The following is an 18,054-nucleotide window of genomic DNA, read 5'->3' as shown; positions in this document are numbered from 1 at the left end:
CCTTTCCATGATGCCATCCTGCGACTACTGGATTTTGAAGAGCGCGGTATTTCCAGCGCAGTTCTGCGCATTACATCCGGTATGGGTGATGAGCAGAAAATATTTTTCCGCTACGATTTTCTGATTGAAGCTGACGTTAATACCCCGACGCAGCAAAGGTTGGCCGACTATCTGATGCCTCCGGAAACCATGACTTTGTGGCTGAACCAGTTCGGTGAGTCGATTGCTGACACTGACGTGTTGACGATATTGAATGAACCCTATTTTCCGAAAGATCGCGGGGGGAAACACCTCAATCTTAATGAACAGCGCTGGGCGCAGATTGCCCACTGTATCAGCGCTAAAGAGTGGCGGACAACCTGCCAGGATAGCTACAGCTTCGCACTGAAACTGGCGGTTAAACGATTTGCCTCACAACAGACTCTCAGCCTGAGCCGTCTGAAACATTATCTCAGCAGTGCTGCACTGCACCACTCGGACCAGCAGGATATCGGGCAGACTTTGCGTCAGGGGATTGCGCAGCCGAAAATAACCTGTCTAGCGACGCGGGCGTTACTCATCGCGTCAGAAGCGATATTGCACAAGGCATCGCAAAACGGATGAATATCACGCAATTAATTGATCATTCAGATAATTATCCCGCTCTTAAAGAGTGCCTGCTTCCCGAATCAACAGCCGGACGACTCGATCGCCGGGCGTTGATCCGTGACTGGTTGTTCCGGGAAAAATACGCACACTATGCCGATAGCGAACTGACCGTCCCGGATGACAGTCGCGCCGGTTGGCCAGACCAAGAGGAGTGGGAAGCTTGCGGGATCCGATGTCATCGGATGAGGCAGAGCTTTCTGCTGAGAGCTGGGTCTGCATGGAGTCCGCAGTGGCTTGAACAGGGCGGCATGCCTTTTCTCGCCAGTGACGAGCAGCAAATATGCCGGCAGGATACCCGTATACCTATGGACTATGTCCTGCGTCGTTACTTCAGACAGGACAACTATTCCCATTATCAGGCACCGGGCCAGCGTGATGCGGTACGTCGGGCCCTGTTGGCTCCGCCAGGTAGTACACTGCTGGTGAATTTGCCCACGGGCACTGGGAAGACACTGGTGGCGCAGGCGCTGATGTTGACGGCTCCGCCGCAAGGAGCGCTATGCCTGCTGATTGCTCCGACTACTGCGTTGGTGATGGAGTTGGCTCGCCGTTTCGGGATGCTGCTAACTGAAGCAGGGCATACATCAGAATCTGTCACCGCCTGGTATAGCGGCTTACCGGCACAGGATAAATACGATACTTACGCGCGCGTCCGCGCTGGTGAGCAGCGACTGATTGTCACCTCTCCTGAAGCGACCTGTAGTTCACTGCAGTTCGCATTGTTTGAAGCGGCAAAACACGGGGGCTTGCGTCATGTCATTGTTGATGAAGCACATATTGTCGCCACCTGGGGTAACGGATTTCGTCCGCACTTCCAGCAACTCGGAGGATTGATCCGTGGTCTGAAACGCATCAGCCGTGCAGCGCATCATCCAGCGTGTTCCACACTGTTAATGAGCGCCACCATTACTGAAGCCAGCCGCAAAACCTTGCGCGATACTTTCGACCAGCAGATGATGGAAGTTCACGCCAGCCATCTTCGCCCGGAACCTTCTTACTGGTGTTATCAGGCGACAAACCCCGGCGATAAACGGGCTAAAGTACTGGAATCGTTGATACATGCTCCCCGCCCGCTGATCCTCTATGTGACGAAACCAAGCGAGGCAGAAGAGTGGGCGCAGTTGCTGCGGTTGCAGGGGTACCAACGTTTTGCAACATTTACCGGTAATACACCGGAAGATACACGCCAGAGCCTGCTAAAGAAATGGGATAGAAATCAGCTGGATATCATGATTGCTACATCAGCATTCGGCGTAGGCATGGATAAAAACGACGTGCGTACAGTGATCCACGCTACCGTGCCGGAAAACATGGATCGTTTCTATCAGGAAGTTGGGCGTGGTGGTCGCGATGGCTATGCCTGTACCTCGCTGCTGATTTACACCCATCAGGACGTCAGCCAGGCAGAATACCTGTCCTCACAAAAGTTGATTGGTCTTGAGCTGGGGCTGGAACGCTGGAAAAAGCTATGGAGCAGGCATGAATCTGTGGGCGACGGTCTGTATCGTATTGATATAGAGAGGATCCGTAACGGCCTTAATTTTCGTAGCAAAAAAAATAAATTTTGGAACCTACGTACCGTCCTCATGATGGTGCGAGCAGGCGTGTTGGAACTGGATACCGAACTGCAAAACCTACCAGATAAAAGTTTGTTTGTTGATGTAAGACGCTATGAAGTGGCAAAAGAGCAAATCATCCGACAGAACGAGAATTCACTGGTGGTACGCATTCTGATCAGTAACCACACTGGCGAAGAACTGTGGAAAACACGCATTATCCCCTCCCGTGAAAAGACGCTTGAAGCAGCAACGGCTAACCATAATGCGCTAATCAATTGGCTTCAGGCGCCACTGCGAAGGCCACTATGCGAGACGCTGGTGGATCTCTACTCCCTGACAGAATTTATCCCAGGCCATGCTTGTGGCGGCTGCCCTGCCTGCCGCGATCGTCAGATGCTTAACAGTGGCTATTGGATCCCGTCCCCGTTGTTGTTGAACCCGACAGTATCGGCGGCGCAGCATGCGTTGGGCCGCTGGCAGACGCTGAGCGGCTTGCCGCACTCAAGTTGCTTCATTACTTACAAACCGGTGATCGACGATGAGTGGGAGCGTGAGGGCTGGTATCAGACCATTGCGACGCTGCTGGTGCAGTTGCATCGAGCCGGCATTATCCAGCGAGTCAGGGCAGAAGATGAGCTGCTGTACAGTGTGTTCTCCGCTATTCCCCTTGGYGAACGCCTTACCCTGCTGAGCGAAGAGTTGCCAGAAAGCGGCGAATCAGTAGCGGATAATGATGTCATGGGTGACCTGGCAGAACTGGTGTTGCCGGCGTCAGAGGCGTGCCGCAAAGGCTACCTGCCGCCGTTCAGCCCGGCGCCGTTACAACTGACGCTTATCCCGCATGATATGCCTGATCCCTGTCACTCCGGCGGGGCGCATTACGTTCACCTCGATAATCACAATTGGATCACCCTCGAACAACTTCAAAGGAAACTAGACTGTGTCGATTATCAATAACGCCCACGGCGGCAGTCAGTATGCCGTGTTGGTCGCATTCTATCAGGTGCTGAAAGTCAGCCCAAAAAACACGTTACCGCGTGAAAAACTGATGGCGCTCTGCGCACCGGCAGCGTTGCATACCGGCGATTCAGAAAATGCGAGCGGGAAAGCGCCAAAAGAACTAAATGCGTGGTTAGACTTAGGATTACTAAAGGAAGAATCCGGTAACAACACAACTGAAATCAGCCTCAATGCGAACTATTTCAGCACAAAAGATATGCCTCTGCGCCAGGCCGCACGCCGTTGCTTACAGGCCGTGGAGAACAACCGAGATTTAAACTCACGCGATGAACGAGCCGTCGATCTCACCCTTCTGGCTGCATTGCTGCTGGCACTGGATGTCTATCAGAATGGCGAAATTAGCTCGAGCAACCTTGAAGTTTTGGTTAGCACGTTCATGCCTGACTTTCGTATCAACAGTAATGAGATTGCTGTTGTGCCTGGCTATCTCAGTTGGCTGGGGTTTGCTCAGCAATTGACCCGTGACCGTTACGCTATTGACCCCACCGAAGCAATCCGTGAAGAGCTTACATTTCTGATGCAACCCGGTGAGCAACTGTCCATTGGCGAAGTGTTGCAACGCCTGAATCAGGCACTGCCGGTGCTGGATGGAGGTAGTTACCGCAAGCAGGTCGAGGACCGTATCAGTGTGGGTGGCTGGCAACCGCTTAGCTCTGATCACCTGTCGACATCGCTGTCGCGTGCACTGCTGCGTCTTCAGCTCGGCGGAATAATCAATATGAAGGCGGAGTCTGATGCCAGCGGCGCAATGCAGTTAATTGGAAGAAAAGGGAGGGTGCTGCGTACCGTGACCCACCTCACCTTGACACGTAAAGGAGCCAACTGATGCTACAACTACATAGCTATTGGCCCCGCGAAGAGAATGTTACCACCTGCATTCTGACAGAAGCCGAGTCGCTCGCAGACAGTCAACTTCTGGCGGTACATGAGCCAATGCGCCTTGATTGCGTCGAGTTTCACACTCGTAAGGCCAAACAAGTGGGCGAGGGGGCATTGCTGGAATTCCTGCTCAAGCACAATCGTCCGTTGCCGTTGATTGGTGCCTCTGGCGTGGGGAAATCCCACTTGGTGCGCTGGGTCCATGCACAGCTCAAACGTCGGGAAGATCGAGCGAAGTACCACATCATCCGTATTCCGAAAAATGCTTCGCTGCCGCGTGTACTCACCACCATCCTTGAAGGTCTTGAAGGTGAGGAGTATCAGAGCATCCGCGAGAAGGTTAACGGGGTCGGGCAGTTGCTGATCCCTGAAAATGTTGCGGAACATATTGCTCTCAAACTGCGTCAGGCGCTGAACGCTGCATTCGCAGCAGCCCCAGAGGAGCTTCAGCGCGCGCAGATGGGAAAAGTTCAGCTGGACGAAAGCAGAAAACAGCAGTTGAGAGACATCCAGCAACACGCAGCATCAACCTGTCTGCCCGCGCTGTTTTTTGACAGTGTGATGACTCAATATTTCACCGCCCCTGGTGCCTGCCTGAACAATATCGCACTGCGTTTCTGCCAGGGTGCTGACAACGACAGTATTGCAAACCTACGCTATGTAATGTCTGCGGAGGACTTCACCTTTAGCGGCCTGAATCTCAGGCAGGTTTCACCGGCAGTTCTGCCCTATTTAGTCAATCAGCAGTTACTTACCAGTGACGAAAAAAAACAAGCAGCGGCTCGGGTCGTCAACGAAGTGATCCCACAGGCACTGGGAGACACCTTCGGAGAACTGTTCAGCTTTAACCGGGCCAGCTTCCAGGAACTAATGCGCATGATCCGCAGTCAGTTGCTGGCAGAAGGCCGGAGCCTGATCTTACTTGTGGAAGATCTGGCTGCCACTTCAGCGATTGAGGATGTGCTGATCGACTGCCTGCTGGAAGAAGAAGAGTACGAAGGCAAAAAGGTGTTGTGTACCCTTAATTCGATCATTGCAGTGACCGAGGGCCACGACAGCTTTAAACGCCACCGCAATACGCTAGGCACCCGTGCCCGCTATGAATGGGTTATCCAGCAGCAGCACGCCACCGAAAGCGATGTCGCACTGAAAAAACGCGTCGTCGACTTCTGCGGACGTTATCTTAACGCCGCCCGACACGGCGCTGATGCACTGGAAAACTATCACCACCAGCAGGATAGTCAGCGCTATAGGGATATTCCGGTATGGCAGGATCAGGAAGTGCTGGAGAACGAATCCGCCGCGCCCGTGCTGGCCAGTTTTGGTTGCAGCAGTTATGGACACCCGCTGTTTCCATTTAACTCGGCAGCCATCGGAAAGCTGGTTGAGCGCCACTGTCAGGATAAAGAGCACGGGCTGGTTTTTGTCCCGCGCAACATACTGAATGCTATCCTTCGCGAACCGCTGAGACACTATCGCCAGAGCTATCTTGATGGCCAGTTCCCGCCGTCAGGATACGAAGATATTATTTGCGGGCAGGAACTGCAGCAGCGGGTGAGGTTATCCGGTGTCAGCCAGCCCGAACGGGTCAATTCACTATTGGCCATTTGGGGGGGCAATAGTGCAAATTTAGTAGGGCTGACGCCAGCCATGTGTGCAGAATTTGGCCTGCAGCAGGCGGCAGAACTTCTGGGTGATGTTCCACCACCACCACCACCACCACCACCACCACCTCCTCCTMCAGAAGAAGGTGGAAAGGACGATCAAAATCCGCCACCGCCACCGCCACCGCCTTCCGGCGAACCTATAGCCATTCAGGAATGGAAAGCTGCGCTGGAAAAATGGAACCAGGGCAACGTGCTCGATCAAACCAGAGCGCGTGATATCCGTAAATGGCTCCTTGAAGCGTTGATTGCACGCATTGATTGGTCAACCGAGCTAATCCAGACCCCGCTAACGGCCAGTTCAGTAAAAACGCAGGGCAGGATCCACTTACCCCGCGTGCTGGTGGGTAACCAGTCACGCCCGCTGGTGACACTTGGAGATACTCCCGAGTTGTACAGCGCTTGCCTGGCAATGGTGCGTTTCAATTACTACCAGGGCTGGGACTTCGACGAGAGTGAGATCGACTATGCAGCATTCCATAACTTTGTCGACCGGATTGAAACAGAAGTAAAATTCACTGTGTTACAGGAAGAGCGCGAGGAGCTTTCTGGTATTGTCAAAGACCTGCAGTTAAGTGGTGCATTTCTCGGTCAGGATGGATTGTCGTCTCCCGTCTCGACCACGTTGGTGCAGGCTCTGTTAACGGAACAGCAACCCACAGACAATAGTCATCCACTGCTGGACGAATTTTTAACTCAGGCTCGTGCTAGCGTGATTGTCGAACACCGGAACCTTCGCGATCGTTTAATCGCTCTGACTGCGGCGAAAAAGTCGGGCGCCCAACCCTATGCCATTAACGGATTAATGCTGGTAGAAGCTGCCAAGAGCCAGCAAATCGTCGCCGGGAAACCGGGTAAGATCCACGAAGTCAAAAACAAACTGAATGGCTATCGTACGCTGCTATTAAAGACTCAGGAGGGCATAACTGAACGCCTGAGTGACGGCAATAGCGCCAATCTGGCAACGATGAATATTTGCGATACGATGAAGGAGCTCATTGAACTGGCAAACAGAGTAGACGCCGTCCGCCCGGTAGGTGAAACAGTGCCCGTTCTGCTGAAGCTGTTGAGGGGCTGGAAAGAGTCGGAGCTCAAAAACCTGATCAGACAGTTGGAGAAGCTGACGTTGCCGGCCGATAATCCTCAGGTGATGATGAAAGAAATCCTCGCTGTCAACGGCAAGCAATACGAGGCATTTCGGCTGCTGCTGGAAGCCTGGAGCAAGTTTGAAGACGCCACCGGCAACTATCTGCAGCAGCGTCACCACGATGAGGGGGGCGAGCAGATTGAAGGTGCCGAAAATGAGATCGCACAGACCCTGACCAAGCTAACTGAGCAGTTAACGCAACTGGAGAAGAACTTAGCATGAGTGAAGCAAGTATCAGTGAAGCGGTAACAGCCAGCGCGCCGGAAGAAATCAGCGTTTTTGCACGGCGCAGCAGCGAATTCAAAGTGCGGCTTGAGCGCCATCAGCAACTGGAAAAAGCTCAGGAGATACGCGACAGCTTGCTGCAGGTGGCGCGAAAAATCGATTTGCCGGTGAGAAAGCTAGCGCAGATCCTCACCAGCTATTTGCTGTTGCGAGAAGTCTGCGATAGCGAGAGTGGTGAACCTATTGTTAGCTTGTTTGACCGCGAAAAATTTGGCCATCCACAGGCCTCGCTGGCGGCCTTTCTTCAGCAGTACGAGGTATATGCATACGATGTTGCTCAAGCTCAGGAATTGGCGCTGTTGATCCAGGAAATTGAGCGCTTAACCAATGAACTCAGCGATCATACCACCACTGCCTGGCGCAATTACACCCGCACGTTAAAAGCGCAGTGGGAAGTGGATCAGAAGCTGTTCAGTACTTTGGCACATCAGGAAGAACAACGAAAAGCACAACATCAATATAGCGACCTTGCCGCTTTGTTCACCAACAATTGTCGTGGATTGCCCAAAAATCGTGAGGAATTTGAGGCGGTGCTCGCACTGCATGAGCAACTCAGCGTGCAGCGCGAGGCGCTCAATCTGGATGTGCCGGAAGAAGTCAATCTCTTCCTTAAAGCCGTGGCCGGGCAAGGTGCTTCGCTCAATATGCTGACGCCCAATGTGCTCAGTTGGTTGGCCAACGAAGATGACCCGACGCGCTATTGTATTAAACGCCTGTAAGGAGCCGTAGTTCAATGGAACAGATTATTCGCGCCGCACTCGATGAGCTGGAATCGCAGGAGTCGGTTCTGCTCACTTGGGGTAACACTCAGGGTTTCTTCAGCCAGACTGAGCTCAGCAATATTATCACTCAGGCGTTACAAAACCACCCACTTGACGCCAGTGGCCTTACCAGCTTTGGCGTAGCGAAAGTTATGATCGAGCGCGGATTGCTATTGCGCCACCAGCAAAATGGTGTTTCGGTGTTTCGTACCCGAATGGCAGAGTCAGTGCGGCTTTACAGCCAGTTACGCCAGATGTTTCCCAAGCACGGCCGGGGTGATAACTGGCGTACCGCGCCGACGCTAGTGTCCGACTATCGCTTCTTGCGCCGCCAACGCAAATACCCGATGCGTAACCTACAGGCTGCTGAGGTTTTGCAGCAACTTGATGAAACGGAGGGTTTTACCTCTACACATCGTCAACTGCTGTCGGCACTGATCAGCCACCCAGGCGGAATGTACAACCTTGCTCGCTTTCAGCATGACGCCTGCAAAAACGTGCTACGTGGCGTGCAGCAGAGCAAGCACCGATCAACCGCCACCATTGTCTGTGCGGGAACCGGCACCGGTAAAACGCTGGCGTTCTATCTGCCCGCTCTGACATTTATCGGTAGTGAACTGGTCGCCAAAAGAAAAGATTCAGTAAAGGCTTTGGCAATCTACCCGCGCAACGAACTGCTGAAGGATCAGTTTATCGAAACGTTGCGTCAGACGCGCAAGCTGAATAGTGAACTGGCAGAGAAAAGCGTGCGAAAAGTGCGTATAGCAGCGCTGTTCGGCATGGTGCCATTAGATAAAGATGCGATTTATCGCGACTACATGAAAACGGCCTGGAGCCGGCATCGTGCCGGCATGGCCTGCCAGTATATTCCCTGTCCGACGGAGAGTTGCCGCGGCAAAATGGTCTGGCGCACCGCCGATCTTGAAAACAACATTGAGCGCCTGCACTGCGATAGCTGCACGCAGATCATCGAGCCTGACGAAGTGATCCTGACGCGTAAGCGCATGAAAGTCGAACTTCCTGATATTGTGTTCAGCAGTACCGAGATGCTGAATAAGCAGATGGGCAACTCGTCTCTGGCATCGCTGTTTGGCATAGGCAAAAACGTCGTCCCACCGTCTATGATGTTGCTCGATGAGGTACACACTTATTCCGGTGTCAGCGGCGCGCAGAACGGTATGCTAATCCGCCGTTGGCGGCATCTGTCGGGCGCTACGCCGCACTTTGTTGGGCTGTCCGCAACGCTGGAACAGGCGACGCGCTTTATGGCTTCGCTAACCGGACTGAAAGAACACCTTGTGGCGGAAGTTAGCCCGACCGAAGACGATATGGAGACAGAGGGCGCGGAGTATATGCTGGCACTACGTGGTGATCCGGCTTCACGCTCTAGCCTGTTGTCCACCACAATTCAGGCTTCCATACTTACCAGACGCATGCTCGACACTGCCGCCGCGCCAGTCAGCAACGGCATGTACGGCACGCGTAGCTTTGTCTTTACCGATGACATGGACGTCATTAACCGCCTCTACTTCCAGTTGCTGGATGCTGAAGGCCGTTATTCAAACGGCAATATAAATGCAAAAAAAGAACCGCTTGCTATGTTGCGCGGCGATGCACCGAATATGGAAAAGTTTACCTTTGGTCAGCAGTGGCCACTGGCCAAAATGATCGGGCATACGCTCGACTCCGCTGATCGCAGCAATGTGAAACGCACCTCGTCGCAAGATGCCGGCGTTGACCATGCAGCGGACCTGATTGTCGCCACCGCGTCACTGGAAGTCGGCTTCAATGACCCGAACGTCGGTGCCGTTATTCAGCATAAAGCCCCGCGCGATAACGCCCAGTTCCTGCAGCGTAAAGGTCGCGCCGGACGTCAGCGCTCCATGCGTCCGTGGACTGTAGTGGTACTCTCCGACTATGGTCGCGACCGCATGGCATTTCAGTGCTACGAAAACCTCTTTGAACCGGTGCTAAAGGCGCGCCATCTGCCGGTCGGCAACAGCTACGTACTGCGTATGCAGGCGGCCTTTGCCACTATGGACTGGCTCTCCAGCCGCAACGAGTATCTTAATCAGTGGAATCGCGGTATCTGGGATGATCTATCAGTCCCGCAGTACAAAGGTAAGCCATCTGAAGCCCAGTCAACGCTGGCCGACCTGATTGAAAATCTGCTGGATAGCCAGGAAACCCAGCAGGTATTTAACACTTACCTGGCGGAAGCGATGGGGATTAAAAACAGCAGCCTGCTGCAGTCACTGTTGTGGCAACCGCCGCGAGCGATTATGACCGCATTTCTTCCAACTGTACTGAGAAGGCTGCGATCTAACTGGTCGCGACTGGGTGTTGAGCAGGCGGATAACTGCCGCAAAAGCACGCCGATGCCGGATTTTATTCCGTCGGCGCTGTTTAATGACCTTTGCCTGCCGGAGTTGCAGATTAACCTACCGGATGAAGCCGGTCAGGGTGGTGATTCGCATAGCATGCCAATTTTGCAGGGGATGAAAGATTTCGCTCCGGGCCGGATCAGCAAACGCTTTGCCATCAAAAACATTCGTGAACGCCACTGGGTGGTACCGGAAAACCTCGATCTCAAAGAAGGGGCGCATCCGTTCCCCATTGACGATTACTGCCCCCCAGACAAACGTGAGCCGATGCCAGATGGCTATATCTCCACCTGCAGCGGGAAGGAGGCTATACCCTGCTTCCGCGCCTGGGAAGTGACGGCCAGCATACCACCAGATGACTTTAAACTAAGTGAAACCTCAAACGCGTTTCTGACCTGGCACAGTGAGATCCGCCCACCTCTTAGCGGCATCCCGGCGGAAGTGCCATCCAATAATGTCTGGCAGAATATTATCCAGCAGGTCGAGTTTTTCAGTCATCAGCAACACTGCCCGATTGAAGCCGTGCGTTTCGCTACCGGTTCACGCGCCAATATTAAATTCAGTGATAAAAGTGAAGACTTGCAGATTGACTTCAAATTTGAACATCAGGGCAAACCTGCTGCGTTTGGCTTTTCGCTGTGGGTGGATGCGGTAAAATTCCAGTGTCAGCTACCCCATTTTGATCTCGCCAACATCAGCAATAATCGTGAACTTATGGCTGGACTGCGTACGGCACGTTTCCTGTATGAAGTCAGCCACGACGAGGCCATTAGCGTTAATCCGTTCCTTGGTGGCTGGCTGGCAGAAACCGTTTTGGCAGGCATCGGCAGCGAAGCCGTATTGAAAAATTGCACGCCAGAGCAGGCATTTCGTGCATTGCAACACGACTGCGCGGGGATCGCCCTGCGTGACGTTCCAGCCCGCATCTTCCAGACGCTGTACGATGCGCAAACCGGCGCAGAGGTCGAACAGGATCTACAGCAAAGTCTGCGTGAACTGCTGTCTCAGGCCCCGGTGATGGCAAAAATTGCCGATTGGGTGGAATTGTTGTGGCTGCCGCTGGATAACACCTGGCTGCAGTGGTTGACCTTCAATTTCACTAACACACTGGGCGCGGCGCTTCTGCAAACCGCCATGCAGTGTTGCCCGGATGCCGACGACAATGATCTTATCCTCGACCTCAATGGCGGACCGCTGCGCACTGAGAAGCTCGCTCATGATCAGCGCGAAATCTGGCTGTCGGAAACCACAGTCGGCGGCGGCGGCATCATTGAGAAAATCCAACAGATTTACCGTGAAGATCCACGTCGCTTCTTCGAGTTGCTGGACTTTAACCTTAGCCCCGGCGACTACGAAACCATGGATAATAATCTCTGGCATCTGCTGCAAAATTTGGCAATCTCGTCTTCATCTCTTCCTGTGCGTATAAACGAGATGCGCCTTGCCAGCAACCATGCCAGCCAGGTCCATGCACAACGCAGCTTGCTTGGTGAGTTACAGCGTAGCGGCTTTATGACCACCCACAGCTTCCTTTCGGCGATCAATACCCGCCTGTTACGACCGGGGACCGTTGCCAGCAGTGACGCCTTTTTACTGCGACTACAGCAGGAGTGGAGGCAGCAGGAGCAGAGACTGGGTATTGAATTGCCGCAGCGTATCTATGCCTTTACTTGTAGCCAGTCCAGCGCGCTCGACCAACAACTACAACAGGCCTGCCAGGGGCAGCACAACCTGGAAAGCTGGCGTTTTAATACCTGCAACGGTCTGCTGTGGCCACGCGGCCATACCATCCGTGATAGCTGGTTGACCTGGTACAATCCCTACAGCTTTGCCGGGCCGACCGAGCGCCTGTTACTAGCCCACGTGGTACAGCACAGTTGTGCTCAAGTGGCGATCAGCCAGCCAGACTGGATGCATCAATGCCACCAGCATCTGGAGAATAATGGTAAATGCGAACTGCTGGCCGAACCGGGCAATGCGCTCAATGAGGCCATCGCCACTCTGCTGGTTACTCCGGTGGAAATGTACGGGCTGTTCTTCTACCCGCGCGTCAGTGCCCTGCGGCGCCACAATAATGACACCTTCGCCATGATTGAAATTCCGGAGGCGATCCAATGAATACCCGTCGTATTTTTAAATCCAGAAGCTCGCGCCAGAGTGAAGTGATGGATGTGCTTAGCTCATTGCTGGTTGCTGAGATTGCTCAGCCCAGCATAGAGCTGTGGATTGTCTCGCCGTGGATCACCGACCTCGACTTACTCGATAACCGCACCGGTCGTTTTGACTACCTTGAACCAGCCTGGGGACAGCGCCATGTGCAGACCTCAGAACTGCTGGCGCGTGCAGTTGCCAACGGCGGCACGCTGAAGGTGATGACCAATGAGACTCAGCATAACGCACGTTTTATCCGTCAGTTAACTGAGCGTGTTGCCAACTATGGCATGTCAGATAACCTGTTCATTGGTCAGAAAGAGGTGCTGCATACCAAAGGGTTCCTTGGAGATCATTTCTTCCTGAGCGGATCGATGAACCTGACGATTGGTGGGATCGTGATCAACGACGAACAGATCAACCTGACCACAGATAAAACTGCCGTCGTGCAGGCGTTGCTGGCGTTTAATGACTTTTACCAACCAGCACAGGGAGGGGGCAATGAACAAATCTGACAGTGAGCAGTTTCTGCGCGCCTTCTTCCATAGCGAAGAAAATATTATCTCTTGGGAAAGAATCACGGGTGGCCTGCTTGAAGAGTCTACTTTAGGAAGATTGAACCCCTGGCTTGACGATGTCCGTAATGGTTGCTTTCCAGTGATCCTGCCGCGCGTAGTAAAGGGTAGCAACAACAAAGTCACCTGGTATGCAGTGGCCGATGAGGAGCGAAACTATGCGGAGTTGCGCGAACTGATAGACGCGCACGTCGGCACATCGTGGTCCGATTTTAACCGTCAGCGCACGATGCTGGATCCGGGAGATCCGGTGGAAAAGGCGCTGATCAATCACTATGGTGTCAGCGTATATAAATTCAGCTCGCTTTCTCAGTCGAGGATCCCGGAGATTTTCAACGGCATTGAGCGACTGCGTCAGCAGTTCGCCGACCGGCCGAACCGCCAGCCCACACTTTTGCGTCCGCGTGGCCGTATTCTGCGTGATATTCGCGCCGCTCTGCGACGCCGTGATGCAGCACAGACGCGCCTCTACCTGCAGGAACTACGTAACGCCGGTGGCATCGGCCATATCAACGAGTTGTTTATCGAACTGCGCTGCATGGCGCTGGAAGGAGACGCCAGCAGACTGCTAGACTCGACTGAGTTACGTCAGGTTCTGGATATGCCGCACCCGCTAGTGCTGGCTGAAGAGGTGATGGCCGTCTTCTATCAGCAGGTGCTGTTGAAGTATGAGTTGTTGGGCGATCTTGCTGCTCAACGTCAGGCATTCAACTATTCGCTGGCGAAGAGTGTACCGCGCCTGTTCCAGGTGACTCAGGGTATCAACACGCCCGCGGCGATAAAAAATACCCTGCTGTGGTTGCTTTCCGACACACAGAGTGACCCGGCAAGACTGACGGAACAAGCACAACAATTGATCGCTGGGATGAAGGGAGCAACGGACGATGACCGGCATTGGATCCGCCAGTTGCTGGAAGCACTGCCCGCCGTTGCGGTGGCCTCCCTACCGGCGGCGACCACCGATGAATTACTCGCCAGAGCCGATGAACACCCTGAAAACGTTCTGGAAGAGTTGCTGTTTCTGCCGGTCAGCGCTCGCGGCGCAGCCATTGCTTTACAATGTGCCTGGGTCGTGGGCAGTGCAGACGCGGCCGTGAAGGCTATCAGCTATCTGCAACAACTGGCACAACAGGAGCGTGGCCCGTTGCTGACGAAACCGGCCTTCCGGCGTTACTACACAGCGCTACAGTTGATGCTGCCAGCCACGCGCACAGAACAGGATGCCGCCGGGCTTGATAACTGGCAGGACTGGTTGCAGGAAGTGCTGAATAACCCACAATGGCCGGGGGCGATAGAAGCGGTAGAACAGGCCAGCCACCAATGGAACGCAGCGGCTTTCCAGCCCGAGGCATTTGTTTCGTTGCTGGATAAAAGCAATAGTTGCGCCAGTATGGTGCTGCGCGATGCCATTCCAGTGCTGCTCGAGTGGTTGGATAACCATCAAACCAGCGCTTCCTGGCAGTCTGTCCGGCTGGCGTTGCTGCAACAACTGGCGCTGGACGACAATAGCTCACGCGAAGATATCTTTACTGCCTGTGAACTGGCACGCGGTTATTTAGCGGGCGATGGTAATTCGCACGATTATCGCGAGCTGATAGAAAATCTGCAGATGATGATCGAGAGTTCAGGTACAACCAGTGCCAGCGCCTGGCTGGATATGCTGGAGTTGTTTCTGGTCTACCCGACTGCTGACCAACTTGCCAGAGAACAATTATTCAATCTGGTACTCAACATGTTTTACCGCAACCCAGCCCGCTATAGTGCATTGCAGTGGAACCTATTGGCTCAGTTTGCCGGGGAGTGCGGGCTTGTCTGTGAGATTCCCCCGCAGATTGCAGAAGACAGTGAAGAGAGCACGGATGAGGTTCGTGCCGGAGCAACGTTGAATGACAAGGTAGTGGGTATTTATACATTAACGGAGTCGGTAGCCCAGCGTGTGAAACAACAACTACTAGCCGATTACCCTCAGGCCGATATTCGCCTCAACAACGATAAAGGCGGCTCAACCATGCTGCGTTCATTGGCTAAAGAAGCAGATGTATTTATTTTTGCCTGGCTTAGTTCTAAACATTCTGCTTATTATGCGATAAAAGAAGAGCGCGGGGATAAGCCTTTACTGCAACCTTCCGGCAAAGGAAGTACCAGCATGCTGGACTGCATTCGTAGTTATCTGAAAGAGTAGTAAAGGTAAAATACTTAGCTGTGGCGTATTAACGTCACAGCTAAGTTCAATCTCAGGCTATTCACCCCGATAAACGCAACCTGCAGTACAGGTTTCTTTCACCATGACAGCACTCAGAATCGGCAATTGTGTTTTAACCTGATTCCATATCCATTCGGCCAGCACTTCGCTGGTTGGGTTTTCCAGGCCAGGGATGTCGTTGAGATAGTGGTGGTCCAGGCGATCCAGCGTCGGCTTGAAAATGGCCTTGAGTTCAGCGAAATCAATAATCCAACCTGTGTGTTTATCGACTTCCCCGGTTATTTCAAGGCGTACGATGAAGGAGTGCCCATGCAGTCTTCCACACTTATGGCCTTCACTGACATTGGGTAAGCGGTGCGCGGCTTCGAATGTGAAATCTTTAAATAAAGTGGTTTTCATAGTTTCCTCTATAATTTGTTATAAAGTAACAAACTGGGAAGAGATTTGGAAGCAATTTGCATGCAACGAGAATATGCTAATGAGCTTTATAAAACCACCTATTAAACAAATGGATAGCTGAATTTATTCGTAATAATGATTGGGAGAATTAGAAAAGCTTAACCACTAATTTGATAAAGAAAACAGCATCGCTGAAGCAACTGATGCCTCTCGATAAACAGGCGAGGGAGATAAGTTCACTGAAGTTGGTTTTGAGGCCAGATTTGTCTTGAACGTTATTCCTGTAAAGCCCAAGAAAATGCCGTGCCTCAACCAGTGCATGCCGGCACAAAAATCTCCTTTTTTTTCTATTTTGCTCTAACTTTGCCAACCGAATAATCTCTGCAATCACCTCAATATAACTTTGCGCCCTGACATCAAAGTAATCGGTCCGATGTGTAATGGAATCTGCATTCACCTTATAGATGTAATCCTTGCAATCCGACAGATAAAAACGCCCGTTGCTGGTTGCGAGATGAATGGTCCAGAGAATATCTTTGTGGCTTTTGCCAGCCTGAAAGGATAAGGAGTTTTGCCGGATATAGGACGACCTGATAATTTGTAGCCACAGGTAGTGCGGCCATTCACGTTGGGTAACACAGTGGCGTATCCAGTCATGCCCGGATAAGGTTCGTCCGTAGGGCTGTTTAGCATGCACAGCCGTTTTGGATAAAGCGGAACCCGAGCGCCAGGCATTGAAGATAGCGACATCGGCCTGAGTTTTTATCGCGGTCTGCCAGCGTGTAAAGATGAATCCCTCTTCAACGTCATCATCTGCATCAAGAAATATCACCCACTCACCACTGTGGATATCCAGTGCGGCATTGCGGGCGGCGTAGACGCCCTGGTTTTCCTGCTCAATGAGGATGAGCCGATCGTCGCAGATATCCCGGATAAGATTGCCGGTACCATCAGTGGAACCGTCGTTAACGATGATGAGTTCGATAGTTAAACGGGTTTCGCTGAGGATTTTTGTAATGAGGTGACTGATGGTCTCTGCGGCGTTATAGACAGGGATAATGACGCTGACCTCGATCACGGCCTGCAGGTCTTGCTGATTGAGCGCCATTTAATCTTTATGCCTTTGGACTGGGATTTCTCTTCTTTCTCGAATTTCCAATTGAATGTCATATAAGCATTCCTCGCAGAGCTCTTTATCCAGCGCGAATAACCGTTCGATTATTACATCGGGTACATCTTTTCATGTTCATCTCTTCGCAGCTGCATCGTTCGAGCATGGTGGCCTGGTGTTGGCGTACTAATCTGATGCAATAATGGTTACCTGAGGGACGATTAGTTTCTGGCACCCCTGTAGTGATGGCGTAGCAAGCCCCACAGCGGTAATACGCTGTGATGCAAAGCTTTTTACAGCCACCAATGAAATCCAAGGATAACCAGAGAGGTTGTTGGAAAGATAATCGTTTTGATAGATCGATAATTGGATTTCGATCGTTATCGCCGATCGATGTGGGCAGGATATCGATAATGGATAGGTATTCCTTGCCCTGCGCTGTGGAATGGCCCAAATAAGTCTGGTAAGAAATACCTGATCGAGAAAAAGATTTTTAAAATCATGAGCATGAAAGCCTGCATTTTCGATTTGTGACCAATGTGTTCAGAATGCGAGGTTCAACATGCAACGCATCTATTGGTGCATAACTCAGTTCAGCACTATTTAAAGGAATATTACCTGCTACATCAACGTTATTGCACCATCAGCCCATTAACGGACGAGTAGGGCTGTTAGCCGAATGCGGAGCCGGAACAGCTAAAGGGGATACAAAAAAGAGGTATGCGTTCACTAAGCCGGTTTATTTCTAAATATTTCTAAAATAATGTTTCAGCAGGGCTGCTATTCAGCAGCATTCATCTTATTTAGGTAATTTTGCGGAAATTACTTGGTGTAATTCTCTAAAAAACACTTGGATTGGCATATTTATTAATCTTTCCCATGACTCTCTTTTTACATATTTTGCAATGTCATTAGCCCGTTAATTGCTAAAGGTGGATCACTCCTCAACCGATATGTGTTGAATGTTAAACAATACTTCAACGCTGTAGCGGCACCTGACGCGCAAGATTGAGAGCGGAAAGGGCAGCAAGTCGGCGAGAGAAAACGCCCGGATATGGAAATCATAAGCCTCGTTACTCGTTTTCGACATTTCAAACATCGGAAAGTTAGACTTTTATCGTCGTTATACTTACTGGTTGCTTTTGCCGTGCAGGCCGCGCCGCTCAGCCCCGCCGACCGCGACAGTATCGAACAGCAGCAGCGGCAACTTCTGCAGCAGAACCAGCAGCAGCGTCAGGAACTGGAGCGCAGCACGTCAGTCGCCCCCG

Annotated in this window: 9 protein-coding genes and 2 pseudogenes; 9 read left to right on the top strand and 2 right to left on the bottom strand. The window is 52.2% G+C overall.

The genetic code is table 11. The features are described 5' to 3' along the window. The 8 genes and pseudogenes from AC1DUO_RS21370 to dpdD all read left to right on the top strand — a co-directional run. Nucleotides 1-603 (top strand): annotated as a pseudogene (locus AC1DUO_RS21370) (protein DpdE); the annotation flags it as partial. Next, nucleotides 600-3,164 (top strand): protein DpdF, encoded by a 2,565-nt coding sequence (dpdF, locus tag AC1DUO_RS21365; RefSeq protein ID WP_477988651.1) that lies wholly within the window; start codon nucleotides 600-602, stop codon nucleotides 3,162-3,164. The pseudogene AC1DUO_RS21370 and the gene dpdF, both read left to right, overlap by 4 nt. Beyond that, nucleotides 3,148-4,053, top strand: coding sequence for a protein DpdG (gene dpdG, locus AC1DUO_RS21360; RefSeq protein ID WP_477988649.1), 906 nt, complete (start codon nucleotides 3,148-3,150; stop codon nucleotides 4,051-4,053). The genes dpdF and dpdG overlap by 17 nt, the downstream gene beginning before the upstream one ends. Further along, the gene (dpdH, locus tag AC1DUO_RS21355) at nucleotides 4,053-7,139 is read left to right on the top strand and encodes a protein DpdH (protein WP_477988645.1); all 3,087 of its coding nucleotides are present in this window, start codon (nucleotides 4,053-4,055) and stop codon (nucleotides 7,137-7,139) included. The genes dpdG and dpdH overlap by 1 nt, the downstream gene beginning before the upstream one ends. Continuing rightward, nucleotides 7,136-7,921: a hypothetical protein gene (locus AC1DUO_RS21350; protein ID WP_477988643.1), complete on the top strand. Its 786-nt coding sequence runs from the start codon at nucleotides 7,136-7,138 to the stop codon at nucleotides 7,919-7,921. The genes dpdH and AC1DUO_RS21350 overlap by 4 nt, the downstream gene beginning before the upstream one ends. A gap of 14 nt (nucleotides 7,922-7,935) precedes the next feature. Continuing rightward, nucleotides 7,936-12,465: a protein DpdJ gene (gene dpdJ / locus AC1DUO_RS21345; RefSeq protein ID WP_477988641.1), complete on the top strand. Its 4,530-nt coding sequence runs from the start codon at nucleotides 7,936-7,938 to the stop codon at nucleotides 12,463-12,465. Continuing rightward, on the top strand, nucleotides 12,462-13,013 hold the full coding sequence (gene dpdK, locus AC1DUO_RS21340) for a phospholipase D-like domain-containing protein DpdK (RefSeq protein ID WP_477988640.1): 552 nt from the start codon (nucleotides 12,462-12,464) through the stop codon (nucleotides 13,011-13,013). The genes dpdJ and dpdK overlap by 4 nt, the downstream gene beginning before the upstream one ends. Continuing rightward, complete coding sequence (dpdD, locus tag AC1DUO_RS21335; RefSeq protein WP_477988638.1) at nucleotides 13,000-15,255, top strand: protein DpdD; 2,256 nt, start codon at nucleotides 13,000-13,002, stop codon at nucleotides 15,253-15,255. Before dpdK ends, dpdD begins: the two co-directional genes overlap by 14 nt. A 57-nt stretch (nucleotides 15,256-15,312) precedes the next feature. Here dpdD and queD read toward each other — a convergent pair whose 3' ends face one another. Both queD and AC1DUO_RS21325 read right to left on the bottom strand, forming a co-directional pair. Then, nucleotides 15,313-15,675: a 6-carboxytetrahydropterin synthase QueD gene (gene queD, locus AC1DUO_RS21330; protein ID WP_477988636.1), complete on the bottom strand. Its 363-nt coding sequence runs from the start codon at nucleotides 15,673-15,675 to the stop codon at nucleotides 15,313-15,315. 148 nt (nucleotides 15,676-15,823) lie between these two features. Next, nucleotides 15,824-16,783 (bottom strand): glycosyltransferase, encoded by a 960-nt coding sequence (locus tag AC1DUO_RS21325; RefSeq protein WP_477988634.1) that lies wholly within the window; start codon nucleotides 16,781-16,783, stop codon nucleotides 15,824-15,826. 1,057 nt (nucleotides 16,784-17,840) lie between these two features. On the opposite strand from AC1DUO_RS21325, the pseudogene AC1DUO_RS21320 reads away from it, so the two are divergent. Next, nucleotides 17,841-18,054 (top strand): annotated as a pseudogene (locus tag AC1DUO_RS21320) (ShlB/FhaC/HecB family hemolysin secretion/activation protein); the annotation flags it as partial.

Source organism: Rahnella sp. P4_A8 (assembly GCF_056402435.1).
Note: the sequence above shows the minus strand (reverse complement) of the source record. Positions and strands in the feature narration are given on the sequence as shown.